Source organism: Nitrospira sp. SG-bin1 (assembly GCA_002083365.1).
GTDB lineage: Bacteria > Nitrospirota > Nitrospiria > Nitrospirales > Nitrospiraceae > Nitrospira_D.
In genome coordinates this window covers 86404-112692 of sequence record LVWS01000032.1, presented here as the reverse complement: position 1 = coordinate 112692, position 26289 = coordinate 86404, and the positions used below count along the sequence as shown (strand labels likewise).

Annotated in this window: 27 protein-coding genes; 22 read left to right on the top strand and 5 right to left on the bottom strand. The window is 56.1% G+C overall.

Annotation, left to right across the window (positions count from 1 at the left end):
- Positions 1-5 precede the first annotated feature (5 nt).
- The 5 genes from A4E19_03425 (at position 6) to A4E19_03405 (ending at position 4201) form a co-directional block, all read left to right on the top strand.
- Positions 6-833 carry a 3-deoxy-8-phosphooctulonate synthase gene (locus tag A4E19_03425; protein OQW33641.1) on the top strand — a complete coding sequence of 276 codons (828 nt, stop codon included), beginning with the start codon at positions 6-8 and terminating at the stop codon, positions 831-833.
- Between the two features lie 89 nt (positions 834-922).
- Positions 923-1888 carry a D-arabinose 5-phosphate isomerase gene (locus A4E19_03420; GenBank protein ID OQW33640.1) on the top strand — a complete coding sequence of 322 codons (966 nt, stop codon included), beginning with the start codon at positions 923-925 and terminating at the stop codon, positions 1886-1888.
- Between the two features lie 143 nt (positions 1889-2031).
- Positions 2032-2628: a CDP-diacylglycerol--glycerol-3-phosphate 3-phosphatidyltransferase gene (locus A4E19_03415; GenBank protein OQW33461.1), complete on the top strand. Its 597-nt coding sequence runs from the start codon at positions 2032-2034 to the stop codon at positions 2626-2628.
- A gap of 88 nt (positions 2629-2716) precedes the next feature.
- Complete coding sequence (locus A4E19_03410; GenBank protein ID OQW33460.1) at positions 2717-3565, top strand: hypothetical protein; 849 nt, start codon at positions 2717-2719, stop codon at positions 3563-3565.
- Positions 3566-3595: 30 nt separating this feature from the next.
- On the top strand, positions 3596-4201 hold the full coding sequence (locus tag A4E19_03405; GenBank protein ID OQW33459.1) for a hypothetical protein: 606 nt from the start codon (positions 3596-3598) through the stop codon (positions 4199-4201).
- 86 nt (positions 4202-4287) lie between these two features.
- On the opposite strand, the gene A4E19_03400 is transcribed toward A4E19_03405, so the two are convergent.
- The 5 genes from A4E19_03400 to A4E19_03380 all read right to left on the bottom strand — a co-directional run bounded on the left by A4E19_03400 (position 4288) and on the right by A4E19_03380 (position 6542).
- On the bottom strand, positions 4288-4536 hold the full coding sequence (locus A4E19_03400; protein ID OQW33458.1) for a hypothetical protein: 249 nt from the start codon (positions 4534-4536) through the stop codon (positions 4288-4290).
- Between the two features lie 168 nt (positions 4537-4704).
- Positions 4705-5088 carry a hypothetical protein gene (locus A4E19_03395; protein ID OQW33457.1) on the bottom strand — a complete coding sequence of 128 codons (384 nt, stop codon included), beginning with the start codon at positions 5086-5088 and terminating at the stop codon, positions 4705-4707.
- Positions 5089-5107: 19 nt separating this feature from the next.
- On the bottom strand, positions 5108-5452 hold the full coding sequence (locus A4E19_03390) for a hypothetical protein (protein ID OQW33456.1): 345 nt from the start codon (positions 5450-5452) through the stop codon (positions 5108-5110).
- A gap of 322 nt (positions 5453-5774) precedes the next feature.
- Positions 5775-6101 (bottom strand): hypothetical protein, encoded by a 327-nt coding sequence (locus tag A4E19_03385; GenBank protein ID OQW33455.1) that lies wholly within the window; start codon positions 6099-6101, stop codon positions 5775-5777.
- A gap of 84 nt (positions 6102-6185) precedes the next feature.
- Complete coding sequence (locus A4E19_03380) at positions 6186-6542, bottom strand: hypothetical protein (protein OQW33454.1); 357 nt, start codon at positions 6540-6542, stop codon at positions 6186-6188.
- A 194-nt stretch (positions 6543-6736) separates the two neighbouring features.
- Between A4E19_03380 and A4E19_03375 the strand changes: the two genes are divergently transcribed.
- The 17 genes from A4E19_03375 to A4E19_03295 all read left to right on the top strand — a co-directional run bounded on the left by A4E19_03375 (position 6737) and on the right by A4E19_03295 (position 26159).
- Positions 6737-7519 (top strand): hypothetical protein, encoded by a 783-nt coding sequence (locus A4E19_03375; protein OQW33453.1) that lies wholly within the window; start codon positions 6737-6739, stop codon positions 7517-7519.
- Between the two features lie 358 nt (positions 7520-7877).
- Positions 7878-8249: a hypothetical protein gene (locus A4E19_03370; protein OQW33452.1), complete on the top strand. Its 372-nt coding sequence runs from the start codon at positions 7878-7880 to the stop codon at positions 8247-8249.
- Positions 8246-10081: a methylaspartate mutase gene (locus tag A4E19_03365; GenBank protein OQW33451.1), complete on the top strand. Its 1836-nt coding sequence runs from the start codon at positions 8246-8248 to the stop codon at positions 10079-10081. Before A4E19_03370 ends, A4E19_03365 begins: the two co-directional genes overlap by 4 nt.
- 82 nt (positions 10082-10163) lie before the next feature.
- The gene (locus A4E19_03360; protein ID OQW33450.1) at positions 10164-11288 is read left to right on the top strand and encodes a hypothetical protein; all 1125 of its coding nucleotides are present in this window, start codon (positions 10164-10166) and stop codon (positions 11286-11288) included.
- A 5-nt stretch (positions 11289-11293) separates the two neighbouring features.
- On the top strand, positions 11294-12553 hold the full coding sequence (locus A4E19_03355; protein OQW33639.1) for a hypothetical protein: 1260 nt from the start codon (positions 11294-11296) through the stop codon (positions 12551-12553).
- Positions 12550-13200 (top strand): hypothetical protein, encoded by a 651-nt coding sequence (locus A4E19_03350; protein OQW33449.1) that lies wholly within the window; start codon positions 12550-12552, stop codon positions 13198-13200. The genes A4E19_03355 and A4E19_03350 overlap by 4 nt, the downstream gene beginning before the upstream one ends.
- A 75-nt stretch (positions 13201-13275) precedes the next feature.
- Complete coding sequence (locus A4E19_03345) at positions 13276-14100, top strand: hypothetical protein (protein ID OQW33448.1); 825 nt, start codon at positions 13276-13278, stop codon at positions 14098-14100.
- A 108-nt stretch (positions 14101-14208) separates the two neighbouring features.
- Positions 14209-14961, top strand: coding sequence for a hypothetical protein (locus tag A4E19_03340; protein ID OQW33447.1), 753 nt, complete (start codon positions 14209-14211; stop codon positions 14959-14961).
- Between the two features lie 116 nt (positions 14962-15077).
- Positions 15078-16313, top strand: coding sequence for a hypothetical protein (locus tag A4E19_03335; GenBank protein ID OQW33446.1), 1236 nt, complete (start codon positions 15078-15080; stop codon positions 16311-16313).
- A gap of 194 nt (positions 16314-16507) precedes the next feature.
- On the top strand, positions 16508-16711 hold the full coding sequence (locus A4E19_03330) for a hypothetical protein (protein OQW33445.1): 204 nt from the start codon (positions 16508-16510) through the stop codon (positions 16709-16711).
- Positions 16712-16891: 180 nt separating this feature from the next.
- Entirely contained in the window at positions 16892-17575 is a 684-nt protein-coding gene (locus tag A4E19_03325) for a hypothetical protein (protein ID OQW33444.1), read from the top strand.
- A 262-nt stretch (positions 17576-17837) separates the two neighbouring features.
- The gene (locus A4E19_03320; protein OQW33443.1) at positions 17838-18170 is read left to right on the top strand and encodes a hypothetical protein; all 333 of its coding nucleotides are present in this window, start codon (positions 17838-17840) and stop codon (positions 18168-18170) included.
- Positions 18171-18406: 236 nt separating this feature from the next.
- Complete coding sequence (locus tag A4E19_03315; protein OQW33442.1) at positions 18407-19246, top strand: hypothetical protein; 840 nt, start codon at positions 18407-18409, stop codon at positions 19244-19246.
- 13 nt (positions 19247-19259) lie between these two features.
- Positions 19260-19862 carry a hypothetical protein gene (locus tag A4E19_03310; protein OQW33441.1) on the top strand — a complete coding sequence of 201 codons (603 nt, stop codon included), beginning with the start codon at positions 19260-19262 and terminating at the stop codon, positions 19860-19862.
- Positions 19813-20598 carry a hypothetical protein gene (locus A4E19_03305; protein OQW33440.1) on the top strand — a complete coding sequence of 262 codons (786 nt, stop codon included), beginning with the start codon at positions 19813-19815 and terminating at the stop codon, positions 20596-20598. The genes A4E19_03310 and A4E19_03305 overlap by 50 nt, the downstream gene beginning before the upstream one ends.
- A gap of 248 nt (positions 20599-20846) precedes the next feature.
- Positions 20847-24614 carry a hypothetical protein gene (locus A4E19_03300; protein OQW33439.1) on the top strand — a complete coding sequence of 1256 codons (3768 nt, stop codon included), beginning with the start codon at positions 20847-20849 and terminating at the stop codon, positions 24612-24614.
- Positions 24615-24761: 147 nt separating this feature from the next.
- Positions 24762-26159 (top strand): hypothetical protein, encoded by a 1398-nt coding sequence (locus A4E19_03295; protein OQW33438.1) that lies wholly within the window; start codon positions 24762-24764, stop codon positions 26157-26159.
- Positions 26160-26289 lie beyond the last annotated feature (130 nt).

Below are 26289 nucleotides of genomic sequence, written 5' to 3'. Positions count from 1 at the left end.
TGGGCATGGCTTATCTGGTCGATATCGGTTCCTTCAAGGTCGGTCAAGGGCAGCGCCCGTTTTTGATTGCCGGGCCCTGTGTCATCGAGAGCGAACAGCTGGTGATGGAGACGGCCGGGCGAGTGGCCGAGATCACCAAATCGCTGGGGATTCCCTACGTCTTCAAGTCCTCCTTCGATAAGGCCAACCGAACGTCCATCCATTCGTTTCGCGGTCCCGGTTTGGAGAAAGGTTTGGCGGTGCTGAAGAGGGTGAAAAATGAACTCGGCTTGCCGGTCTTGACCGACGTGCACACGGACGAGCAGGCGGCGGAGGCGGGGAAGGTCGTGGACGTGCTCCAGATTCCGGCGTTTCTCTGTCGGCAAACGGATCTCCTGATCGCCGCGGCGAAAACCGGACAAGTAGTGAACGTAAAGAAAGGGCAGTTTCTCTCTCCGATCGAGATGGGCAATGCCGTCAAGAAGATCGAAGAGTGCGGGAGCCGACGGGTGTTGCTCACCGAGCGCGGGTCGTCATTCGGTTACAATAATCTCGTCGTGGATATGAGATCCTTTCCTATTATGCGGAACTTCGGGTATCCTGTCGTCTTTGACGCAACGCACAGCGTTCAGCTGCCGGGCGGTGGGGGAACGAAATCCAGCGGCCAGCGGGAATTTGTCGAACCGCTGGCGTGCGCCGCGGCCGGAGCGGGGGTCGACGGATTCTTCATGGAAGTCCACCCGAATCCTGACGAGGCGCTGTCCGATGGACCGAATATGGTGCCATTGGACCATTTGAAATCCCTGCTGGAACGGATCATGCGGATATGCGACGCGGCAAAACCAAGACGCTGAAGTCATCCGCGCGACGTGAGGTATCGAAGACGAGGAGACGCGGCACGGCCATGGCGAAACCATCCGGTCGGGAATCGAAAGCTGCAAAGATGGAGGAGAGTCTCGCCGACGGTCGGCGTGTGCTCGACATTGAGGCTCGTGCGGTCCAAGCCTTGACGGCCCGGCTGGATGCCAAATTTGCCAAGGCCGTGGATCTGCTCGTGCAATGCAAGGGTAAGGTCGTCGTCTCCGGCATGGGCAAGTCGGGCTTGATCGGACAGAAGATTGCCGCGACGCTCGCCAGCACCGGCACGTCCTCGTTCTTCCTGCATCCCGCCGAAGGCGTGCACGGAGATCTCGGCATGTTGGCGCGTCGGGATGCGCTGATCGCGATATCCAACAGCGGCGAGACGCAAGAGGTGCTTCAATTGCTTCCCTATGTGAAACGTCTGGGCATTCCGGTGATCGCGTTGACGGGTCGGATGACGTCGACCTTGGCGAAAAACTCCGATGTCGCGCTCGATGTGTCGGTACAGGAAGAGGCCTGCCCGATGGGGTTGGCGCCCACCGCCAGCACGACCGCCACGTTGGCACTGGGTGATGCCTTGGCCGTGGCCCTTTTGAAAAAACGGGAGTTCAAGGAGGAAGATTTTGCGCGGTTCCATCCCGGCGGAACGTTGGGACGCCGGTTGCTGGTCAAGGTGAAAGATCTCATGCATGCCGATTCGGAGATCCCCATGGTTCACGCCAACGTCGGAGGGATGGCGGCGATGCTCGAAATGTCCGCGAAAAAGCTCGGCATGACGACCGTGGTCGATCACGAGGGTGCGTTGGTCGGCGTGATCACCGACGGAGACTTACGGCGCTATATCCAGCGGGGCACGGATTTGGTCAACGCCACGGCGGGTGAACTGGCCACGCACAATCCAAAAACGGTCGGGCCGCAGGAATTGGCCGCCACGGCGGTCGAGATGATGGAGCGGTATTCGATCACGACTCTCGTGGTGACGGACGACGGCCGGACGATCCGAGGCGTGATTCATCTGCATGATTTGCTCAAGAACGGGATCGTGTAATCGATGACTTCTGTACGCAACAAGCGGCTTACAGATCGATTTCTGGTTGTGGGTTGCAGGTTTCGCCGTGGGAATTCAGCAGAGACGCAAGACGCAAAACTCGTAACTTGCAACTCAAGTCAAACTCGACAAGTGTGCCCACTATGAACCGCGTGCTGGAAGTGTGGCGAGAAATTGGAGCGGAGTCTTTCAACCTGCCCAATCTCTTGACGCTCGTCCGCATCCTTCTGATTCCGGTCTTCATCATTCTGTTTGTCCATCCGACGCCCGATCAGTCGCTGGCCGCGGCCATCGTTTTCACGGTCGCAGCGGTGACGGATATGTTGGACGGCTACATCGCCAGGCGAACCGGCCAGATCACCAAGCTCGGGAAACTCCTCGATCCGATCGCCGACAAGCTCTTGGTCCTGTCGGCGCTGATTCTCCTCATGAACGTGGATCGGGTCAGCGCGTTGGTCGCGCTGCTGATCATCGCGCGGGAAGTCGCGGTGACCGGCATCCGCGCCATTGCCGCGGGAGAAGGGATGATCATCCCGGCGGAGACGACCGGCAAGTATAAGATGGCGCTCCAAGTCATCGCCATCATTCTGCTGATCCTGGAGGGGACGGAGCTGGCCCAACTCGGGAATTTGCATTTAGCCGGCACCGGCACCTTATATTTATCGCTGGTGCTGGGATACATCTCCGGCAGCCGGTATGTGTGGAGTTTTTGGAAACAGGTCGTCGCAAAAGGGCTTTGACGGAACAGCAATACAGCCGAGTTCTGAGTGCGATACCACAATCTCTTTCATCTTCAACTGGAAGACATCTCGATAGTCTAGCGGCGGCGTGGTGGGCAACGTGCGACCTTTCAGATCTGCCTGCGCGTTGGTTCTTCTTCACATCGCACTGATAGCCTGCAGCGAAAACTCGACGCCCCCACAGCTCGAAGCGTTCGCCTATCCACCTGCGGCAGGACATTGTCCCGCGGGTTCACGTCCGGGTCCCGCCGGGGCCACGGACGGGAACGTGTCGGCCTCCGGCATTCGGTATATCGTTCGAACACCCTCCAATTATGACGCCACGTTTGCGCATCCGTTGTTGATGGTCTATGCCGCGGCAGGGCAGAGCAGGTGGGCGTCTGAAAAATTGACCGGCCTCACCACCGGAGCGACCGGTGCCGGATTTGTCGTGGTCTATGCCGATCATCTGCAGCTGAACATCCCTGCCATCGAGCAGCTTGGAGCCATTCCCGACCTCGTGGCAAACGACTGGTGCGTCGACCCGAAGAGAGTCTATGCGACCGGCCATTCCGATGGAGGGACTGCATCCTTGGCCTTAGCCGTGCTGGATAACACGAAGAAGATTCCCGCGGCTGTCGCACCGAGCGCAGCCGGCTGGACCGGAAAAGATCTCGAGTCGTTTCAATGTCGAGAGCCCATTCCCGTCATGATCATGCACGGCAAGAACGACACGTTGTTCCCCGGGTGGGGCGCGCAAACCTCAGCCTGGTGGGCCGGCTGCAATCGCTGTGACGTCACCAAGACAAAGCCGGTGGAAGGTGGATGCCGAGCCTATCAAAAATGTGCTGCAGGTGGGGCCACGCTCTACTGTGAAGGTACAGGCGGTCATCGCGACTGGCCCAATCTCAACCGTGTGATGCTGGAGTTTTTTGCGCATCCGGAGAAGTTTTTGTGATGGTCGGAAGCAATCACGAAGGCAAATAGCATGGAGCAACAGGGACTCTTCTTTGGGCTCATGGTCGTTGGGTATCTGCTAGGCGGCGTGCCGTTTGGCGTGGTCATCTCCACGGCCATGGGTCTGCCCGATCCGCGGACAGTCGGGAGCAAGAACGTCGGGTTTACGAACGTCCTCCGTGTCTCAGGCAAGAAGGCCGGGATTCTGACCTTGATCGGCGATATGGGCAAAGGATGGGTGATGGGTTTCTCAGCGACGCAGCTGCTACAAGACGAATGGGCCATTCTCCTCGTCGCGCTCGCGCCGTTTCTGGGCCATCTCTTTTCGCCGTTTCTTGGATTCAAAGGCGGCAAGGGCGTCGCGACCGCGCTCGGTTCAGTCCTTGGCGTTGCTCCGCTGATTGGACTGTTGCTGCTGCTGGCTTGGATTGGAGCCGTCGTCATGTGGCGGTACTCCTCCGGGGGCGCACTGACGGCGTTCGGACTCTTTCCCATCCTCGCCGCATCGCTTCGACCGACGGCTCCATTCGCCTTGTTCTCTCTGCTGGTGACAAGTCTCATTGTGATCAAGCACAAGGGGAACATTGAGCGGTTGTGGAAGGGAACGGAGAATAAGATAGGGGAGCGGAAGAATTAAGGAGCAGCCAGGCCGTCCTTCTTGCTCGCCGAACGCGCGCCCTCAGAAGGGTCTCGTCCGATGCGCGGAGTGACAATAGCTTAAGCTTATCTTCCCAGTTGACGCTCCCGTTTCAGCACTCGGTGGAGCTCGTAAAACGTCTGTTCTATGTTTTCGCCGGAGAACGGAACATGCTGCAGTCCCGCGACGTTGCTGAACCCTTCGATTCCCTCCTGGACTAGCAGAACGGCACGTCTGAACCCAAGCCGACCCTGGAAGAGTCCAGCCTCGTGGACGACGTTCTGTCTGGCCCGTCTTTCTCCGGCAGACCCTTCGTCCTCGGCCGTCAACAGCAAGAGAGCGAATGTAGCCTGATCTAGTATCTTCTCAAGAATTGGAACAATTGAGTCCCCGGTACGCGACTCAGATTCGTACGTGACTGTTGCTAGGCCGAGCTCATCCTCGAGGTACGTCTTGACCCGTGCCCAAAGACGGCTACGACCATGGCCAATGAAGACACACGGCTATCTGACCATATCATGCTGATCACTGCTTTCGAGTCGAACTCCGTCAATGAAACGCGTGGCTAAGTTCTTGAATTCGGTCTCTTTTAAAGCGACTAAATCGTGAACGATAACATTCAACCGCTGCACTGTGCTGTCAGTGTCTTCTGTTTCACGTGGTGGAATGTAGAAGCCATCCCCACCAGATGGTCTCCACTTAGACCAGAATTCCTCGATTTTGGTTGCAAGTACCTGTAACTCGGCAACTGTCGGCGCCTTTGGCCCTATGAGGAGTTGCTGAAACTGGGCGACATAGTGCTTAATAGACGCAAAGAATTTCGGATTGGCGTCAACCGCCAAACAGAGTGCGTCAACGTGCAGCCTGAGTTCTTCTAGTGGTCCCATGATTCAAGTTCTGCGTGTCTCAAGACCGCTTGAAATCAATCTGCCTATCCTGACCGCTCTGTAGACCTGTAAAGTAGCGCAGCACAGAGTCTATCTTGTGGAGCAGTGTCTCTCGTCTACACCACAAGCCGTCACGGTAGTTGACTTTCCCGGTGAGATAATTGCCTGACGCAACTGATCGATAGAGCAAGTCTTCAGTTACCTTGAACTCACCAAGGTCCATGCTGGTTGCGGCTTCGATCTTTCTAAGTGCCCCATTGAATTCTTTGACCCACATTTCTTCTACTTCATAGTCAGTGGGCAGATTCGTCCGAAGTGAGCTAATAGTGGCATGCGCTCGAAGGATCTGATCGCCATTACTCATCACAACTCCTCCGCGAAATTGTGGCCTGCCTAACAATTGATTGCACTGAATAGCATAGTAGGCTGTACGCTAAGACAAATCGAAAAGTGGCGAGGGATTCTTGCGCGTGTTGAATCACTTGTCAACGCTCTTCATGGCGTTGCATCGGCATGTGTTGCGGAAACTACCTGGCAATGATGCTGACTTGTGCGGAATAGCCAAGCTGGGACAGGAGTTGCTCGCAATCCTCTCAGGTGAGGCCCAGGCGTGGACGTCGGCAACGCCGATTCTGGCCACAACCTCGCGAATGGTCGGAAGAGGAAAGATTGGACAGATACTTGCCTTAGGCGGCGCGCCGTCGTCTGGCACGACCGCTTGACCGTGTTGTGAGACGCGATGATTTTTCCGTGAATCGACCGGTCACAAACTTATGCAGCACACTCGCAATGAGCGTTTGGTACGGCACCCCTTCCTCGGCTGCACGGGTTTGAATATCCATCAAATCGGGTGTGGACAATCTCACATTGACTCGTCGGTTCTTGATAAACGTTGCTCGGGCTGCTTCTTTAAAACGCTTGAGTTCGGCTTTTGAGGGAGCTACAGACTTGAACTGGCCTTTCTCGTAATCTCTGACAATTTGTTCTTCATACGTTGGTCGACGTTTTTTCATCACACACCGCCTTTCAGGTAGTCGCGGGGCTTCTTCTATGAACGGAACCAAGTAAACAATAGAACATGGAGTGTCCTACTTTTTTCACCTCTTCCGAATTTCGATTGTGGCCTCAGGTGCGTCCTCCCATTTGATTGGCTTTAGGTCTGTAACGCAGGAAGAGGCGGGGCGTGAACTCTTGTACGAGTTTATGCCAGTTACCTTGCCACGATAAAACCAAACAGTTCGGTAGTCATGGTAACCAAATCCCGCGCCGGTTTGACAGTATTGCCATGCCTCATCCTCGCCTCTCAGCTGGCGGTCATCTGGCGGTCCCATTGCAGCGAGAACTTGTTCTCTTGTATCTCCAAGATTGAGCAGCATAGCCTTTTTCTCCAGACTGCCACATGCCACAAGGAACGTTGAGAGCCCTGCCGTCAAGATGGCACTTCGAACTGCCATAAAGGGACCTCCTGATTTGGCAATCTAATATCCAGTATGGTCGTGTCTATTGCAAGCCGTAAGCTCAAGGTTCCGCCGGATGATGCCTGTTGTTTTCTCATCAATACGAGTAAGCTGGCAAGCGCTTCATTGACGTATTCTGATGTGGGAATCTGATTTAGGATGGGCCCCCTATGATAAGACCTGCGGCCGTTATGCGGTCGTTCCTTCACCGATGGGCATGCGTGTCCTTGAACGGCGGAATGGCCTTGTGCGTGAGGGCGCTCGCAATTCTCTGTCTTTTCTTGCCGTCTTCCTGCGGCTCGGACGACACACACAATGTCGAACCTGCTTCTGCTCCTGTCGCGAAAATCATGCCGCTGGGAGATTCGATCACTGAATCGGCGGCCGGTCAGTGGACCTATCGGTATTTTCTCTGGCACCGGGTCAAGGACGCTGGCTATCGCATCGACTTTGTGGGCTCCATGCGCGGAGCCTACGGCGGCTCTCCGGTCAGGACGGATTTCGACATGGATCATGAGGGACACTCGGGCTGGCGCGCGGATCAAATCCTCGACTTCCTTGTTGGGGGAGCGGCTGCGGTGGCGTCACCCGATATCGTGCTGCTACACCTCGGCACGAACGATCTGTGTCAGGGCCAAGATATTCCCGGCACGATCGACGAGATCTCCCGGATCATCGACCTACTGAGGAAGGTGAATCCCGCCGTGGCCGTTGTATTGGCCCAAAGCATCCCATCCACGCATGGTTGCCATGCGGAGATGCCGGCGTTCGTCGCGAAATTACCTGATTTGGCGGCGACAAAAGGCACGACTGTATCGCCGGTCATGGTGGTCGACCAACATCATGGTTTTGATCCGACGGTCATGACATGGGACGGGCTCCACCCGAATCGGCAAGGGGAATCTCAAATGGCCGATCGATGGTTCGCCGCGCTTCGCTCCCTGTTGGATTCCCGTTTCCTTGCTAGGCCCTGATTCGGTCCCTTTTCGTTGACTCTCCTTCACCCCCTTCCTATAATGCCACCCGTTCTTGGTTCACCTGATCCGACCTCACGCTTATGCGATTGCTCTCTATTTTCATTTGGCTACTTATGCTGGGCACTGTTGCGCTCGCCGGATGCTCGTCGAAACAGCTGTATCAGACCGGTCAAGCCTGGCAGGAACACGAATGCTTCAGGATCGATGATATCCAAGCGAGAAACCGCTGCTTGTCCAATGCATCCATCTCCCACGAGCAGTACAAGCGAGATGTAGAGTCCGGCCCTGTGTCAAAGTAGCGATCAGCTATGGAACTCAGTCGTTAAGTACCAATTACCTTGTCCGGCCTGCACTTATGCGATCGCCTTTCAAGGGAAATGCAGCGGAACAACTGGCCAAAGTGCGAGCCGGTTTACGCCATGCGTTTGCCGTTCAGCCCGAGACCGAGCCCCTCGCCATCGAAGATATCCAGTTGCTCGAGCGGATTGCCGAGACGATCGTGAAACGCGGCATGGCGGCGCCGGCGACGATGTTCCTCGAATCGATGGGCCCCATGAATTTTCTGGGCAGTCAGGCCCTGCATTTCATCACGCCGATTATTGATTGCGCGTTCAACGTCAAAGAAGTCGAACAGGTCGCGCGATTGCTCGAGCGCCGGGACACCGTCACTCGCTTGATTGCCATCATTGAAGCCAAGTCTGCTCCAAAGGGAGCAACGGCTCAATGACGGCTTCGGCCTCCACCCCTCCCAAGATCGATCGCCCTCTCAACGTGATTGTCGCCACCGATTGCGGCAGCACCACCACCAAAGCCATTCTCATCGAAAAAGTCGGCGACGAATATCGGCAGACCCATCGCGGTGAAGCGCCGACGACGGTGGAAGCGCCGTTCGAAGATGTGACGCGCGGCGTGCTCAATGCCATCGCGGAAATCGAAGAACTCTCCGGTCGAAAGATTTTAGACGGCGACAAGATCATCACGCCCTGCCGTGACGACAAGGCTGGGGTGGATATCTACATTTCGACCAGCAGCGCCGGCGGGGGGTTGCAGATGATGGTGACCGGCGTCGTCCAGAACATGACGGGGGAGAGCGCACAACGCGCGGCGTTAGGCGCCGGGGCCATCGTCATCGATGTCTTGGCAGCCAACGACGGCCGACTACCGCATGAAAAGATCGAGCGCATCCGATCCATGAGGCCGGACATGATTCTGATGTCGGGTGGGACGGATGGAGGAGCGGTGACGCATGTGGTCGAGATGGCCGAATATGTGGCGGCGGCGGAGCCACGGCCACGGTTCGGGGTGACCTACAAGTTGCCGCTGATCTACGCCGGCAACAAGGAAGCGCAACCGCAAGTCAAAAAGATTCTGGAAGACAAAACGGCGCTGGTTGTCACCGAGAACATCCGACCGGTCCTCGAGCGAGAAAATCTGGCGCCGGCGCGGAACAAGATTCACGACCTGTTTCTCGAACATGTCATGCAGCAGGCTCCCGGCTACAAGAAACTCATCGACATGGCCGGAGCGCCCATCATGCCGACGCCCGCCGCGGTCGGTCTCATCATGGAGACGATCGCCAAACGGGAGCATTTGAATCTGATCGGCGTGGATATCGGTGGAGCCACGACGGACGTCTTTTCGGTCTTCGACGGCGTATTCAACCGGACGGTCAGCGCCAATCTCGGCATGTCGTACAGCGTGTCCAATGTGCTCGCTGAAGCGGGACTGGCCAACATCATGCGCTGGGTGCCGTTCTCGATCGATGAGCAGACCCTGCGCAATCGCATCAAGAACAAGATGATCCGTCCGACGACCATTCCGCAGACTCTCGATGAGTTGCAAATCGAACAGGCGATCGCGCGGGAAGCCTTGCGGCTGGCCTTGATTCATCATAAATCGCTGGCGACAGGGCTAAAGGGCGTGCAGCAAGAGCGGACGATTTCTGATGTCTTTGAGCAACAGACCTCCGGCAAGACGTTGATCGACATGTTGAAGCTGGATTTGATCGTCGGAAGCGGTGGAATTCTCTCTCACGCTCCGCGGCGGATCCAGTCGATGCTGATGATGGTCGATGCCTATGAGCCGATGGGCTGCACGAGATTGTCGGTCGACAGCATCTTCATGATGCCGCATCTCGGCGTGCTCTCCACGATCAACGAGAAGGCCGCGACCGACGTGTTCGTCCGAGATTGCATGATCTATCTGGGGACCTGCGTCGCGCCGATCGGACAGGGGAAAGACGGTGATGTGTGTGCCGACTATGAAATCACTTGGGCCGACGGGAAGACCACAAGAGAGCGATTGAAGTTCGGCGAATTGAAGCTGTTTCCGTTGGAGTCAGGCAAGCAGGCCACGATCACGGTGCAGCCGGCGGCTAAAGGAATCAATATGGGTGCGGGAGCCGGCGCGGCGGTCACAAAGGAAGTCCATGGCGGCGTGGTAGGGCTCTTGCTCGATGGCCGTGGCCGACCGCTCAAACTTCCGACCGACGAAGCAGGCCGTGTGGCCGCTCTCACGAAATGGTTCAGCGCAGTGGACCTTTACCCGAAAGGAGGTTGAGGCTAAGGCCAAGGTTGAGCCGACAGTTTAGATAGATTATGGTTCTATCCCTTGACCTCGACCTAAACCTCGCCCTTTTCTCATGGCTCACAGTTACACTCCCGGCCTCACGGTTACCGATCATACGGTCGTTCGCCGTCGGCGCATGTTGCCTCTGCCGGGGACGGTGGTGGTCGATGTCGGTGACAGGGTGCGTTCCGATCATGTCGTGGCCCGAGCCGAGCTGCCGGGGAAAGTATTCCCCATCAATCTCGCCAATCAGCTCAGTGTGGCTCCGGGAGAAATCAAAGAGTACTTAATCAAGCAAGAAGGCGACTCCGTCGAGCGAGATGAAATCCTCGCGGAGAACAAGCCGCTGATCAAATGGTTCAAAACGGAGGTTCGTTCGCCGGTTGCAGGCAAGGTCGAATCGGTATCGACGGTGACGGGACAAGTCCTCTTGCGCGAACCTCCCCGGATCCTTCAGCTGCTGGCCTATGTGGACGGAACGATCCTTGAAACGATTCCACGGCAGGGAGTCGTCGTCGAGACGACTTGTAGCCTCGTCCAGGGAATCTTCGGTATCGGCGGGGAGACCTCCGGTGAGCTTGCGATGGCGGTCAAGAGTCCTGACGAGCCGTTGTCGCCGGATCATCTGAATCCAACCATGAAGGGAAAAGTCGTGGTTGGGGGATCGTTTCTCTCTGCCGAAGCAATGAAGCAGGCCAAGGCCGTCGGCGTGGCCGGATTGGTTGTCGGCGGGATTCACGATGAAGATCTACGCGCCCTATTGGGGTATGACCTTGGCGTGGCCATCACCGGGACGGAACAGGTAGGGTTCACGTTGATCTTAACCGAAGGCTTTGGGACGATTCCGATGGCGGCTAAGACCTTTAAGCTGCTCTCCACCCATGCCGGCCGGAAAGCGTCGATTTCGGGTGCCACCCAGATCAGGGCGGGAGTGATTCGTCCCGAGATCATTGTTCCACAGGAAGACGGAAAAACAAAAGCCGCGTCTCAGTCTCAACGAGAGGGGATTCGTCTCGGTGATCCGGTTCGCATCATTCGTGATCCTTTATTCGGCCGCATCGGCGAAGTGTCGGCTCTTCCGTCAGAACTGACCAAGATTCCCACGGAGAGCGAAGTGCGCGTCTTGGAAGTAACCTTTGCCGATGGAAAGAACGTGGTCATTCCACGGACGAACATCGAGGTCATCGAGGGAGCATGAGGTTCATGACGCAACACTTACCACTCATGCGACAGGCCTCTACAGTACTCTGGACGTTGGTGTGTTTGGCCGCTAGTTCCCCCGTATGTGCACAGCCGACGGCAACGGCTCCACAAGAAGTGCGGGTCTTGGATACGCCGAGTGATGGAGGTGGGAGCCTCACGGTCCAGTGGGATCCTGCTCCGTGGGATGGTCCGGATGTCCGTTATCAGGTCCTCATCGGCAATGCGGCCGTCACCGACCCCGCGGCGCTGACGATCATCGCGGAATTTCCGGCGAACACCAAATACGTCAGAGACACGAAAACAGCCTGGTGGACAAGGACCGTCGATAAAACCTGGCACCAGGCGGTTGTAAGAAGTATAAAGGATATCGAGATCAAGGATGGCACGCCCTATGCCGTCGCTGTCGCCACCGTTCAAGCCGATGGGCGTGAATTCAGCTCCATCCATGTCGCCACACCGGTTGCCAATTGGTTTAACTGGAATCAGCTCAACAATCTCGTCATTGCCGTCTCGTTCGGTGGACTGGTCTTTTATACGATCAGCCATGCGAAGCGAAACGAGATCTTTCTGCGTCGAATTCCAGGTCTCGACGCGGTGGATGAGGCGATCGGACGCGCGACCGAGCTGGGCAAGCCGATCCTGTATCTGACCGGCGCACATGACCTGCATGACCCGTCGACCATCGCCGCCGCGGTCATCTTGGGGAAGGTCGCGAAACGGGCGGCGTTGTATGAAACCGAACTGTTGGTGCCCCATCGCGAGCCCATCACGATGGCGGTTTGCCAGGAGATTACCAAGCAAGCCTATCTGGAAGCAGGAAAACCCGATCTCTTTAAGGAAGACGCCAACTTTTTCATCACCGCCGATCAATTCAGCTACACGGCGGCGGTGGACGGGATCATGCTGCGGAAGAAACCGGCGGCCAACTTTTTCATGGGGGCCTATTTTGCCGAGTCCTTGCTTCTGACGGAGACCGGCGCCAGTACCGGCGCTATTCAGATCGCGGGGACCGACTCGGATCACCAGTTGCCGTTCTTCGTGACGACGTGTGATTACACGTTGATCGGTGAAGAGCTCTATGCCGCCAGCGCCTATCTTTCCAAAGAGCCGGTCCAGATCGGAACGCTCCGCGGTCAGGATATCGGAAAGGCGGTGATCCTGACGACTATTGCCGTGGGAACCGCGTTGGCGACGGTTGGAGTCGTGACCGGCGCGCAATGGCCTCACATATTCCTCGACTTTTTCAGGGACTTGAAATGATCTTTCTACGCCGACAACTTCCCCTCTTGATCACCCTCGTCACCGGTCTGCTCTTTGCTGCCCAGTACTATGTCCCACATCCGGCGTCGGAACAGATGCTCACATCGGCCACGAAGTGGCTCCAGATCATCGGTGGGTTCGCATTGGTCTTGGGCGTGACCAGTCTCTTTCATCAACATGCCGTCAAGATCAAACGGCAAGAAGCAGGGTGGGGCTATAGCCTCGTGCTCTATGCCGGGATGCTTGGCACCATTGCAGCCGGCCTGTGGGCCAACGGAAAGGAAAGCCTTGAAGGGGCCATGACCGCATTCGGGTGGGTCTACAACTATATGATGGTGCCGCTGCAAGGGACCATGTTTGCCATCTTGGCCTTCTTTATCGCCTCCGCGGCCTATCGTTCCTTCCGAGCCAAGAGTCGCGAAGCGGCGGTGCTCTTGGTCGCGGCCATGATCGTCATGATGGGACGGGTGCCCTTAGGCGAGTATTTGATTCCCTTGAGCGGCGATGTGTCGTCATGGATTCTAAATGTGCTCAACGCGTCAGTACGCCGGGCTATTCTCATCGGGGTCAGTCTCGGGGCCGTGGCCTTGTCGTTCAAGATCATCTTCGGCGTAGAACGGTCGTATCTCGGTGGAAGTAAGGAATAACGTGAAGCGTGGTTCGTCTCTCGTGACGCGCAAACCCTTTCTCGCGAAAGACGCGTCACACTGCAGGAACGCCACATGAGTTTTTCGGAACGCATGCTCAAAATCGATCGGCGGATCATCTTCCTGATGATCGGCCTTTGCACGCTCTTGCCGTTGTTGTACCCGGTGGGACTACCGATCAGAATTTCATCGGAAGTCCGCGGCGTGTACGACCATATCGAGTCGCTGCCGGAACAGTCGGTATTCCTCTTGTCGATCGATTTCGACCCGGCGTCGAAACCGGAGCTGTACCCGCAAGCCATTGCCCTCCTGCGCCATGCCTTCAAGAAAAATCTCCGCGTCATTACGATGACCCTGTGGGTGTCCGGCACCGGAATGGCGGACCAGCTCGTAACGCTGGTCGCCAAAGAAATGGGAAAGGAATACGGGACGGACTATGCCTTTCTTGGATGGAGTCCCGGTGGCCAGGCGGTCATCATCAACATGGGCCAGGACCTCTATTCCGCCTTTCCCAGCGACTATGGCGGCAGGGCGACGAAAGAATTGCCGATTCTCAGCGGCGTGCGCAGCTTGAAGGACGTCGGATACATGGTGAGCTTAGGGGCGGGACGTCCCGGAGTGGAAGAGTGGTATGTGTTCGGCAAGGACAAGTATAAGTTCGAACTCGGCGGCGGCTGTACCGGAGTGATGGCCCCCGGATTGTATCCGTTGCTCAGGAGCGGACAGATCAACGGTCTCATCGGCGGCCTCCGAGGCGCAGCGGAATATGAAAGCCTGATCGGACAGAAAGGCAAAGCGGTGGCCGGGATGGATGCGCAATCGGCGACGCATCTCGCCATCATCGTTCTGGTGATCATGTGCAACCTGTTCTACTTTTCGCTGCGGCAGCAGAGGGGATAGGAAGGTCAAGGTTGAGTTTGAGAATGTGCAAAGCAAAGAAAGCGTCCGACGCAGTTTTGACTTTCACCTTAGCCTCAACCTTAACCTGCCTTCATATCGGTGGGTGCCATGCCATTTGAGCTGATCGTAGGGGCATGGGTGGCCACGGGGTTGACCCTCCTCATTTTCACGTTTCTCTATAAAGACAACTCCCTCTTCAAATTGGCCGAGCACCTGTACGTGGGAGTCTCGGTCGGCTACTTGATCGTGAAGACCTACGATACCGTGATCATGCACCTGATCATCAATCCGATCTTGGACAATGGCGAGTTCGCCCTTTTGATTCCCGTGGCCATTGGAACGCTGATGCTGACCCGATATGTGCCGAAGGCGGCCTGGATGTCCCGATACGCGTTCGCGTTCATCGTCGGGATGGGAGCGGGCCTGGCCATTCCCAGAACCATTTCCTCCTTCATTCTGAAGCAAATCGAGGATACGGTTCGGCCGTTGCTGTCGATTGCCGGGCCGGACGGCATCACATTCTCGATGAGTCTGCTGAATCCCGCCAGCAACCTCAATGCCATTATTATTTTGCTCGGAGTCAGCTCCGTCCTGTTCTACTTTTTCTTCTCGATCGAGCATAGCGGGGCGGGGAAAGTGGTGGCGCGTACCGGCATCCTCTTCCTCATGATTTCGTTCGGCGCGGCGTTTGGGTACACGGTCATGGCTCGTATGTCGCTGCTGATCGGCCGGTTGACCGATTTGATCGAGTTCTCGGATGACTCGTACGGGCGGCCGACCATCTGGCTCACCCTCTTGATCGTCGGGGCTCTCGTCGTCCTCAGTCGGCGCGCGCGACAGGAGCCTCCTCAAGAAGGTTGAGGTTGAGGCTAAGGTTGAGCCGGCAAGACATTGCCCCGCGTATCTTCACTTAGCCTCGACCTGAGCCTTCGGTCAGTTGCAGCCGCGCCGGTCCGTCCCCTACAATGCCCTCCACCATGACATCCGGTGTCGCGAAAGATCCTACGCAATATCCAATCCTTCGCAATTTGCAATTTTCGCCGATCAAACAAGGGGACGATCAGCTGATCGTGCTCTGGGACCCCAGCGGCCTGAGCAACGAGAAACTGGTCCTTCCGCTGAATTTCTTCTTCATCGTGCAACATTTCGATGGGGAACATTCGATCCCGGATATTGGCGCCCTGTATCTGAAACGATTCGGCGAGTTCCTGATGCCGAGCAAAGTCGAGCAGCTGGTCGCGGATCTCGACCGGAAGCTGTTCCTGGAAGGCCCGCGAACAGAGGAGGCACGGCAACAGGCTCAGAGGGATTATCGGCAACGGCCGTCTCGCCCGTCGGTATTTGCCGGACGGAGCTACGAGGCAGACGGCGCCAAGCTGCGGAAGCAAATTGATGCATTTTTCACGTCAGGCGAAGGTCCGGATTTCAAACCGTCTGAAAATAGCGGCAAGGTGATCAAGGGACTCGCCGTCCCCACCTATGACCTCAAACAAGCGGGGCCGGTCTACGCGTGGGGATACAAGGAGTTGCAAGAAGCACAACGGCCTGACGTCTATGTCGTCATCGGCACCGCCCATGCCGGTCTTGAACATTTCTTTGCCGTTACGGACAAGGACTTTGAGACCCCGCTCGGTATGGTGCCGGTGGACCAGCCGATTATGGGTCGACTCAAGGCAGGTGCACCGGAGTGGTTCGAAGAGGATATCGCGCATCGATCGGAACATGCGATCGAATTCCAGTTGCCGTTTCTTCAAACTGTCATCGACAAGCCCTTCACGATTGTCCCGATCCTGTCGTCATTTTCGGCGCCGAGCTTACAGGATCCAGCCGTTCGGAACTCAGTGGATCGATTCCTCGATGCCCTACGAAGCTCAATCGCTGTGTCTGGAAAGGCCGCCTGCGTCATCGCGGCAGGGGAGTTGGCCCATCTCGGTCTGCGCTATGGCGACAGTGCGCCGCCGACTGATTTTTCGTTCCACCGTTCGATGCAGAAGGACTTGGAAATGCTCAAGCAAGTGGAAGAGCTGAACCCTGAGGGGTTCGCACAGTACATTCAGAAAGAACAGGATCAGCGTCGAATCTCCGGCTTCTCACCCATTTATAGTTTGTTGCGACTCATTCAGGCGGAAAAGGGCCAGGTCCTTCGCTATGATCGCGGCATCACCGACCAGTACAATTCCACCGTCACCTACGCCAGCCTGGCGTTCTTCTAGCCTCTAAGATTTCGCGAGAACCCTCTCGAGCTTTACATTCCAAGCAGTATATTCTTTCAGGTACACATTTTTCACTCATGACATGGTGCAATCCTCGCGGAACGAGATACTTACGTAATTATAATTGCGCCTTCTGAGCCTTACTGTGCCTCACTTTGGCCAATGCAGCATGAATGAAGATTGTGCCGTTATCTATGGCTGAAGCTAAAACCAGAGCTCAACTGTATCTCAAAATTTCCGTGGAGAATCGTTTTGGATTCATATTCGCTTTACTCCTTGCAGACGTATCACTTTCATACAGTGCGATCAGCAGCACGAACTTCCCGCATTTGAGCGACGAAATCAATATCAAGCAAGTAATATATTTCTTACATTTTTTGAAACTGTCTGCTCAGTAGCGAATCCACTGGATCGGAGAGGCTCGCATTGTACTTAACGGGAATAATTTTTGCTTAATTCTCCAGTTGAAATTTTATCGACACCTGCTCGATGAGGAATTGACCAGGGTGGTGTCTAAGCGTAAGTTAGAGCCCCCTAGCAATGAGAGAATACTCTCAGTCTAACCATGACTGCGATCCATGACTGCGATGGGCTCCCAAAACGTCAGTATTGCGATCCTCCACAGCAATCGGCTGTTCCGAGAAAGTCTGAGTTGCTGCTTGGATCGAGTAGAGACGTTCTCAGTAGAACAGGCTGCGTCCAGTTTGGAGGGGATTGAAGACGTACTGCGTTCAGGCAAAGTGGACGTACTTATGCTGGAGTATGAAATCTTGTGTCAGAATGGGGAAACGAACGTTACGAGAGTTTTCGGCCTCTCATCAGAAGTTAAAATCTTGGTTGTCGATGTGCCTGACCGCGAACAGGATATCCTGTATTGCATTGAAACCGGAGGGGCGTCAGGCTATTTGATACACAATGCATCTGTCGTCGATCTCGTGAACAACATCAATGCGATCATCCAAGGAGAAACTCTGTGCTCTCCGAGAATTGCAAGTCTTACCTTTGACCGAATTTCTCAGCTCACTCGCCAGAGGGAATGGGTTATGAATGAGAATACTATGAACTTGACGCGGCGGGAAGCGGAGATTGTACGACTGATAGAAGATGGTTTAAGCAATAAGGAGATTGCTGTTCGGCTCCAGATCCAAGTCTCGACTGTCAAAAATCACGTTCATAATATACTCGATAAGCTCCAATTGCACGATCGACATTCCGCAGTGAATTACATCAAAAAGCAAAGCACCACTACATCTCGATTCTAACTCTCCTTCTCTTCTCACCGCACGTCATCGGAGATTTAATACGTAGGCTGCACACAATAGTTTGCTACGGTCGATTTCGTAGCCTCTTGGCGCAGTGGAAGATCTAGATTCGCATAGATCGATTTTCTAGCCGTTTTTAGATCTAAGTAGATCCAGCGATCTATTGGCCCTACGCAACCTTTTCTTTATTGTGTGCGCTATGTAAGAGCCGTGTGAGGGGCCTCTTGTGGAGAGAATCCGCGTGCTTCTCGGAAATCATCCCATGATGATTCCATATGCGCTCCGCCGGATGATCACGGATCAAGACGATATGGAACTGGTGGGAGACGTGCGCGGGCCGATGAAGATTCTCCAGGAGGTGGGGCGAGCCAAGGCCGATGCCGTAGTTCTTCTCCAGGAGGGGAGTGAAGGGACGGGACTTTGCAGTCAGTTGCTGGCAGTCTACCCAGACCTAACCATTCTGGGTGTGTCATCAGACATGACATTGGTATTTATTGAGCAACTATGTGCGCACAGGCAACGGGTGGCCGTCAGTGATCAAGGAGACATTGTAGGGACTATCAGAATGGCGGTGAGGCATCCGTGCTTAGAATGACAGACATGCCCGACCTATACAAGTCGAGTTCGGAGGATCGAGTTTGGAACGATTATTTGAGAGACGAGCGACATAGGAAAAAGTCGCGGGTATTTTAGCGAGCCTCTCCATTCCTAAGATCATCAAGACCTCAGGAATGTATAACAAAGAGCGGAGTGGTTGATTGGCTCAGAAGGGGCTAGATCATAATTGAGCTACGGGAGTAGTCGAACGCGTACTAATTAGGAGAAGACGCTATGCGGAAACTATCTTCGCTAAGCATTGACGGTTTGCGTTTGTGTGTTGGACCTGAGTATGCCGATGAGTCTGAGGAAGACCTTGAATCAATAATCGACACTTCAATTTCAGATTTGCCTAGCAGTACAGCCGAGAACTTCCTGCGGGGGCTTCAATCGTTGGCCAAGGCGGTCAGTCCCACCTTACAGCGCGCGGCCCCTAGCATTGCACAGGGTGCTGCCACAGGCGCCATGGCGGGAGGTCCATGGGGGGCAGCGATTGGTGCGGGTCTGGGCCTAGCATCATCAGCGTTGAGGGGGAGAGGTATGACACAACCTTCGCCCGGGCCTGCTGTCGCGCGAAGTGTTCCTCCACCAGCGACCGGTGCGCCCGCGACGCTCACACCCCCAGCGCTACCAACTGGCAAAGGGGCGGCGGCAACATTTCTAAGTCTCATACAGAATCCGACGGTCCAGCAGGCGTTGTTGAGTCAGGTCTTGGGTTCGGCGGGTGCCCAGCAGGCTTCAACAGCTTCCGGGATGAGCGTACCACGAGGTGCCATTAATAGTTTGTTAACACAATTGCTTGCTAACGCTTCGGAGGCGCTGCCGGAATTGGAATCAATCTCGGACCAACGCTATCTGCAGGGGAAAGACGGCGAGTATTTGATTGATCCCGCGTCGCCAGAGCAACAAGCGGCCCTCGTGCTTTCGCATATTCAGCGCATTCGTCCCATGAGGTCCCAGGCTGATCCTGGCGACTTCGTGGATATGGTGGAATGGTCTATCGAAGATTTTGTCGGGGCGGGATCAGTTTGGCCGGAGTTCGACGAGACCTCCGAAACCGTGCAGTTCTACTGATAGCGGGCCGCACATGGAAACAGAGGCTTTGGGCAAAGTACTCCCGGATGTCCTGCTGCCATACCTGCAACAGTGGGCGGAGCGTTCTGAGCTGACCCTGCTGTCGCGTCTCCTGGGCGACGAACAATTTCGCGGACTCATTGAGAAATATGGCGTCGAACTAATGACACTTATGACAGACGCTAATTCCCCGGTTGGAAGCAAACCGGGCGATAATGCAACCGACGCGGGCGTAAACGAGTTGACAGACTTACAAGATCGCGTGGCGGCTATGGAAGCGCAACAGGAAGTGCAGCAAGCCTTATTCGAGCTATTGCGTTCGAAGATTCGACCTATCGCTCTTGCTCTGGGATGCTGCCCTGAATGTCTGGTGGGTATGGTTGGATGTCTAAAGTGCAAGGGGCGAGGCAAAGTGGCGTACTACCCACCTGACCATATGCTGCTCGAATCGCAGATTGGAACTCCATTGGCTGTGCGTGGAGTGCGGCTTATCTTTAGCGAACGGAACGTATCAGGTACGGGTCGCGAGGGGCGGGAAACAACCACAACCACAAAAGGAGCAAATAATGGCCACAGAAACGATAGAGACGATCGAGAACGTTCCTTGGGAAAGTGACGAAGCGGAGGACTGGGAATCCGACGAAGCGATCGCCGAAGTTGAAGATAGTGCAGAAGACATCGGTGAAAGAGCACGGCGGCGGGTAATGAGGCGTGGGAGAACCGCTTACCTGCCCGGCCGTGGAGTTTCGGGAATGGTATTACGCGGCAGGGATGGTAAAGTTCCAGTTCGGTTCCCGGCCCCATTGGCCACCACCCGAGAGACCAATGTTGGATTCGCGAGGCAAGAGCTTGCTCGCCGCAGGATTGAGGAAGGCCTGGATAGGCTTGAAGCCAGGTTGCGAGTGCAGCAGAAGAACGAGAGTTCAGTGTCCGGGTTGGTCACCCTAACGATCGGCGGTGGCCTGACAGCCTTTGGCGCAATCCAAGCCGCAGGTAAGCAGGGCGGGTCCCTAATGGGAAGATTGGCAGCGGAGCCCTCAACTCGGACGGCTGCCGTAGTCTCCGCCGCTCAGTTAGCTACGTCCGGCGCCAAACTTGTGATTAACGGAAGATACCACCGCAGCGGTATCGGCATTACCGCAGATATTTTTTCGGCTGCTCAGCTTGCTTTGTTTGCATTCGGGTCACTAAGCACACCGAGGGAATACAAAGTCGTTGTTGATAGAGCGGCGGCGGTTGCTGCTATGGCAAACGATCCGAGGGGAACCTTGTACCTAACCGAGGATAACAGTCAAGTGTTTCAACTGGAGATAGGCGCGAACAACCGACCCGCGCTTCGGCTAGTCAGTTAACTCCAAAGTGACTGCTGAATAGGATGTCGGTTTTATGTCTTCGCATCGAGCGCGGGGTGCGTAGCGTGAGGCGGCTCATGCAAGCCTCCGCACCGTAGCAAGGAGATTGGGGAGGACGATTGCCGTGAGGGAAGCTGTCGCTCCCCTCGCGGCTGACGTGCTCATTAGGTGTCATTCCCGTCCACAAAACCGCGGGTCTGGTGGGAGCGTAACATTGTCACGGTCGCAGCTAAGCAAGGCAGCATGCCATGGATGCCGCTACCTCCAATAGCCAGTTCGCTGAGTTCAATCTCGATCCCGCGCTCGCGGAGACGGTTCAAAATGTACCAGTAGAGGAGATCGTCGAGGGAATCCTTCGACTGGAGGATCCCAACGAGATTCCCCCACACTTTACTGTCGTCTCCCGCTTCAATCGAATCTGTACAGGGCGGTTCCGCACCGACAATATCGTGTCGATTCGACGACATCCCAATGTAATCAGTCTCAAGGCTGCACGTCCTCTAGGTGTCTTCTACTATGATGAAGGCTTAGCTTCGCCTGTCCCGTCTCAAGAGACTGGTATACCGCATGGTTCAACCTCACCGTTTGGAGGGCGTGGCTGCATCGTAGCGGCGCTGGACTTCGGGCTGGACTTCGCCCATCCCAATTTTCTTAACCCCGACGGAACGACGCGGCTGGTCGCATTCTGGCATCAGGGGGCTAATTACGATGCTGCGCATCCCAACCATTACGGGTATGGCCGGATCTTTTCGCGTGAAGAGATCGACGCGGCGCTGCGCACCTCGGACCCGTATCTGGCTCTGAACTATCACCCTGCAATCAGCGACACAGGCAATGGGAGCCACGGCACACACACACTGGACATTGCCGCTGGCAACGGCCGTGTGGGCAAGGCCGGTGAAGGGTCCAAAGCTGATTTAATATTTGTTCACCTTTCGACCCCTCGCCTAGGAATCGTCGGTGATCTGGGAGATTCCGTGCGTATGCTCGAAGGGCTGGACTATGTCGACAGGACCGCGAGAGGTCGTCCATGGGTCGTGAATCTCTCTGTAGGCCGCACGGCCGGCAGTCACGATGGGACGAGTCTCGTCGAGCAGGGCATGCATGAATTGATGCGGTTGGGTCCTGGCAGGGTGATTGTTCAGTCAGCGGGGAACTACCGATCCGCGAATCTGGCTGTCCAGGGTTGGTGTCGAGACGGTGAGTATCGCGATCTGGAGTGGATCGTTGACCCGACCGATACGACCGACAACGAAATTGATGCCTGGTATTCCGGAAAAGACCGATTTGTAATTGCGATCCGTCCCCCTCAAGGGACTACGTTTGTGGAAGTGAAATTGGGAGACGTTGCCGACATAGTGCACGAAGGTGTCGTCGTCGGCCGGCTCTACCACCGCAGGAACGATCCCAACAACAGGGATAATCACGCCGAGGTGTTCCTGTACTCGGGAGCCCCGCCCGGCGTCTGGACCCTGCGGCTCATCGGCGAGTACGTGATCAGCGGCCGATTTCATGCCTGGATCGAAAGAGACCTAGCTCGCTCAGGAGCGCAATCCCGATTTGACGCGAAGATCACATCGCAGTCCTACACGCTTGGAACCATCGCCACTTCTCCGCTGGTGATTACGGTCGGAGCCTACGACGCAAATGTTGTGGGGTCTCCGGTCGCGCCATTCAGCAGCCGCGGCCCAACGCGCGACGAACGCCGCGACAAGCCGGAGCTGATGGCTCCGGGTGTAGGAGTGATCGCGGCACGATCCGTACCCCATGGTGCGCTTCGGCAAGAGGGCTTGCTCGTCGCTCGATCGGGGACATCGATGGCGGCTCCGCATGTTGCGGGTACCGTCGCAGCTATGTTTGAAGCTGCAGGTCGCCCGGTGTCGATCGATGAAATCCGAGATTGCCTGAAGCGTAGCGCCCAACCCCTAGAGGGTAGTGAATATGAGGATTGCTGGGGTCGGCTCGACACCGCCGAAGCGATTAGCAGAATGGCTTCTTCCAGGGAGCCAGAAGCGCGAGCCATCGTGCGGCTTCCCCCGACATCCGAGCCCTCCATCTTCGATGCCGCTACCGACGATTTCCCTATGGCTCCTGAGAGACAACCAATCGGGATGCACATGGACGAAGGAGAATCGCTTATGAATTCTAACACCCCTGACAGTTTCCTTGACCAGGCCGAGCTCGCACTGCAGACCTCCCATAGCGACAGACGCGCATCGGAAACTTCTTTTCTCCAGCAACTCTTGCGAGAACTTGGCGTCCTGAAGTTGGCATCAGACCTGACACCGGCCGGTCTGTTCCGGGCGGCCATCAATGACGGGCCTCTGATGCAAAGAGTGAAAGGGCTGTTGAAAGTGGTCGCATTGCCTTCGAAGCGGCCCGAGGATGTGCTGCAGGCCGGCGATTTAATGCTTCGCGTTGTCCCGGGGACGGGGGACGTAGGACATGTTTCTGTCCTCGCATCCGACGATCTGTTGACGCAGTCCGTGCTCATTTCCGAAGATATCGAAGCTGAAAGTGCGCAGCACGGATTTTACGGATTGGTCATCGAGGGCGGCGCGTTTCCCCACAGCCGCGGCGAGCCGTTTGCGCGCCGATTATTAGACAACCGGGGCCGCGTGCCACCACACACGGTAATTCTGCGGCCTTATGAGGGGGCGGAAGCGGCGGATGCTTCGGATGAGTTCAGCCCCCCCTCCTGGCTCCAGGACAAGCAGCGACGGCGAACCCGCTTTGAAGAAACTAAGCTTAACTCGATCGAGACGGAATCGTTAGAGGATTCGGTAGAGTTCAGGCCGCCCGCCTGGCTTAAAGTCGGGCAACGGAGTCGAAGCCGCCCTGCGCAGGCCGAGTCTGAGTATGCTTCTGAGTACGCTGAGGCCTTCACTTTCGACCCGACGGGGGCGCAGACGGACTTCGGTCCTAAGCTCCGCAAAGCCTGGCATACGATGATTCAACACATATTCGAGAAGAAGATCGAAAGGGCTACTAACATAATCAAGGACGGGGTCGGGATCACCGTCGCGGATGCGGAAAAGCATGTGCGCTTCTTCAGCCCTGCATCTCATTCGCCAACAATTAAGCTCACCGAAACGAACGTCCCCTGGCGTGCGTTCCCCATCAGGTTCGGATCACCTACGGCCGCGATCTTGAAGTTCGTCGATGAGCCCCAGAGACAGGAAGATGATTTCGGATTAATCAGACCACTCCGCCCTCAGGACGAATACTGTGAGTGGCAGGTGTTCCGCAACAGCGCCAAGAGAATCGTGCGCGTCGTCTTTACCTCTGAGCCGCCCGAGTATTACAACTTCCTCTATAATCCTGGCGTACCGGCTTTGACGAAATTCGCTCGGGATCTGCTGGTTAAGCTGTATCAAGAACGGTGCGGTACCAAGGCAATCACTCTGGCCGACCTGGAGATCACCGTCGGGGGAGACACAAAGTACGACCCCGGGAATAAATGGAACAACGATTTTTGCGTACATCTGCAACACCCGGCGAACACGCTAGGTGCCCAGATAGACATCGCGGCGCGCGCGGCGGTCATCCGCAGCGACGCCTCGGGCATGCTCATCACCAACGTTAAGACTCTCATTGGTTGTGATGATTTTGGGGATCCGAATCGACAAAGCGACCCGGCAATCGGGGACAACGTGAACAAACTGGCACGCGAGAACCGATTCCTGACCCTCGAGAATCCCGTAGGGCTGTATATGACCGAGCTTGACACCGCTGGATGGACGACGCCCGACAAAGCTGATGCACAAACATTCTGGAAAGTGCTTAAGGGCAAGACAAACACGGATAAGGCCAAGAACATGATCGTTCGCGCAGAGTTTGCGGTCCCCGCTGGCAAGGGCTACTCGGTATCCGATATCAAGATCGGCGGCGTCCCCATTGAATTCGGATCGCAAATTGCCGGGCATGTGAAAATGAGGCTTGGCGCACGTTTCGGCCCCAAAGACACGGGTTTGAAGGGGGGTAAGGTCGTCTCCCCCACACCGGTGGTTTGCTAATATATGTCTACACCGCCAAAGGATGAGCCGCTTCTTGCGCTAGACGAGATCCAGGGCAACATAGTCCCCGGCTTCCTGAAAAACCATCAGCACTTCTTATTTTTCACCATCACGGACGCTTCCGCTGCCAGGAGTTGCCTCAAAAAAATGCACGCACGCCTCTCAACGGCGGCGGTGGTCCTCACGGCCCATGAAAAATGGAAGAATGACCGCAAGCGGCTCGGCCGCGAGCCCGATTCGGTGCACTACTTATTCCTGAACGTCGCGCTGAGCGCTACGGGACTTCGCAAGCTGATAAGTAAGGCGGAGGTCGATGAATTCGCCGATGACGCTTTTAAGCTGGGGATGGCCGAGCGCTCAGGCTATATCGGCGATCCCAGCGCGAAGGCGAAGCCCGGACATACCGCCGGATGGGTCGTCGGAGGCCCCTCTCATCCCGTCGATGGTGTCTTCATCATAGCTAACGACGACCTAGCATGGCTGATCGATGAAGCCAAGAAGCTGATAAAGGAGATCAGCTCACAGGGGATGAGCATAGTGCACGAGGATAGAGGTGACGTGAACGCGGCCCCCAAACCTGGACACGAACACTTTGGTTTCAAGGATGGCATCTCGCAGCCCGCTATCCGCGGGCGTTGGAACAAGGTGCCCTACGATTTCGTGTCTCCGCGGACATTCCCGAAGGATAAGACGTTCGACACCCTTAGGGCGGATTTCGCCGAACCTGGCAGTCGCCTGGTCTGGCCTGGCTACTTCATCTTCGGTTATGGGCGGCAAAAGGCCGATGACCCGCGGACCTATGATTTGGCGAATCAGCCCAAAGGACCGGCTTGGGCCGAGGACGGGTCGCTGATGGTCTATCGCCGCCTGCGTCAGAATCCCGACGCGTTCTGGCGCTTCGTGAAGGACACGGCCAAGGCGCTGGCCAAGAAGTACCCAAAACTCGCGCCTGACAAGGATCGCTTCGCGGCCCTTCTCGTCGGCCGCTGGCCTTCCGGCACTCCCCTCGTTCGCAGTCCCGACAAAGATATCGGGATTACCGGAGATGGACAGAACTATTTCGCCTATGACAGCAAGCCGACGCCGGCATTGCCCGGAGATACTGCCCCGAACATGGCGGACCCAGATGGCCTCTTGTGTCCGCTCGCGGCACACATTCGGAAGGTGAACCCTCGCGATCAAACGACTGAAATGGGTTTCGCAGAACGAACCCTTCCACGGTCGCTTCTGCGCCGGGGGATCACCTACGCGGCCAAGGACGCCGACAAGGGACTTATCTTCGTCGCATATCAGAGTTCGCTTGTGGATCAGTTTGAATTTCTCATGAGGGAATGGGTTAACAAGCCAGACACGCCGCGAGACAAGGCTGGGCATGATCCAATCCTGGCTCAGGGCAGCGGTCGCGTCTTCAACCTGCCAATTGGAAAGGAAGTGGAGAAAATCTCAATCTCGGCAACTTTCGTCATTCCTACGGGAGGTGAGTACTTCTTTTCTCCATCGATAGCCTTCTTCAAGAAGACTCTGGCCGATGTGGTGAAGAGGTGAGGTGGCGTCGAACCAGCGCTTGCGCCGCAGCTCGCTCCCGCATAGTGTTCTACGGCAGTGAGACGCTCGCCCTACCTCGATGGACGGACGCGGGCGGACGTCTCTCCCGAAAACGACGACACCTTACAAC